Source organism: Klebsiella sp. HMSC16A12 (genome assembly GCF_001808265.1).
GTDB classification, from domain to species: domain Bacteria; phylum Pseudomonadota; class Gammaproteobacteria; order Enterobacterales; family Enterobacteriaceae; genus Klebsiella; species Klebsiella pneumoniae.
This window is the reverse complement of sequence record NZ_KV792603.1, coordinates 1-581: the sequence shown is the minus strand read 5'-3', so window position 1 is coordinate 581 and position 581 is coordinate 1. Positions and strand designations below refer to the sequence as shown.

Sequence of the window (581 nt, the reverse complement as noted above, 5' to 3'; positions counted from 1 at the left end):
GCCCGCCCGGTTTACAGCACCTTGCTGAGGAACGCGGCGGTGCGTGGGTTGGTCGGCGCGCTAAAGATCTGCCCCGGCTTGCCCTCTTCCTGAATCACGCCCTGGTCGATGAAGATCACCCGGTCGGCCACTTCGCGGGCAAAACCCATTTCGTGGGTCACGATCACCATGGTCATCCCCTCGCTGGCGAGGTTTTTCATCACCTCCAGCACGTCGCCCACCAGCTCCGGGTCCAGCGCCGAAGTGGGCTCATCGAACAGCATTATCGACGGCTTCATCGCCAGTGCGCGGGCGATGGCTACCCGCTGCTGCTGGCCGCCGGACAGGCTCGAGGGCCAGGCGTCGCGCTTATCGCTTAAGCCCACCTTCGCCAGCAAGGCTTCCGCCAGGTCGACCGCCTGCTGGCGCGGCATATTGCGCAGATTCATCGGCGCCATGATCAGGTTTTCCAGCACCGTCATGTGCGGGAACAGGTTAAAGCGCTGGAACACCATGCCGACGCTTTCGCGCATCTTGTTGAGGTCGGTGGTCCGGTCGTGGGCGGCAAAGCCGTTAACCACCACCTCGCCTTCGCTGACCGT

Annotated in this window: 1 protein-coding gene; it reads right to left on the bottom strand. The window is 63.5% G+C overall.

The genetic code is table 11. From position 1 onward, the window contains the following. Nucleotides 1-11 precede the first annotated feature (11 nt). On the bottom strand, nucleotides 12-581 hold a 570-nt coding region (locus HMPREF3140_RS10835), incomplete at its 5' end, for an amino acid ABC transporter ATP-binding protein (RefSeq protein WP_038808728.1).